Annotated in this window: 2 protein-coding genes; both read left to right on the top strand. The window is 62.4% G+C overall.

Annotated features, from left to right (window positions below; all coding sequences use genetic code 11):
• Positions 1 to 272, top strand: a 272-nt coding sequence (locus tag AC1DU6_RS34205) for a DoxX family protein (RefSeq protein ID WP_477862887.1), incomplete at its 5' end; no start/stop codon positions are given.
• The coding region (locus AC1DU6_RS34200; protein ID WP_477862885.1) for an MFS transporter at positions 269 to 678 on the top strand (410 nt) is incomplete at its 3' end. The genes AC1DU6_RS34205 and AC1DU6_RS34200, both read left to right, overlap by 4 nt.

Below are 678 nucleotides of genomic sequence, written 5' to 3'. Positions count from 1 at the left end.
ATTTCGGACTGCAGCCGGCAGCGCCCCTCGCGCTGGCGACGATCGGGCTAGAACTGGTTGCCTCGCTATTGATTCTCGGTGGCGTGTTGCGCTGGCTCGGCGCACTCTCGCTGGCAGGCTTTACGCTGATGGCGACGTTTCTGGCGAATCGGTTCTGGGAGCTGGCTCCGCCAGAGCGCTTTATGAGCGCCAATTCGTTTTTCGAACACATCGGCCTGTGCGGCGGCTTCCTGCTCGTCGCATGGCATGACCTCAACAAGGTAAAATCATGAGCGGCACTGCCGACACCGCCAAGGCAACCAGCGCCTTCGCGCCATTCCATCAATCCGTCTTCGCGGTGATCTGGGTCGCGACGGTGATGGGTAACACCGGCAGCTTCATGCGCGACGTGGCGAGTTCCTGGCTCGTGACCGACCTGTCGGCAGCGCCGGCAGCAGTCACCATGATCCAGGCCGCGGGCACGCTGCCCATTTTTCTGTTTGCGATCCCTGCCGGGGTGCTGTCCGATATTCTCGATCGCCGCAAATTCCTGATCGCGGTGCAGGTGCTGCTCGCCTTGGTGAGCGCGACGCTGATGATGCTGTCCTATTACGGGCTGCTGACGGTTAATCTGCTGATCGGGCTGACCTTCATGGGCGGCGTCGGAGCGGCACTGGTCGGGCCGACCTGGCAGGCGAT

Source organism: Roseateles sp. P5_B10 (assembly GCF_056400485.1).
Note: the sequence above shows the minus strand (reverse complement) of the source record. Positions and strands in the feature narration are given on the sequence as shown.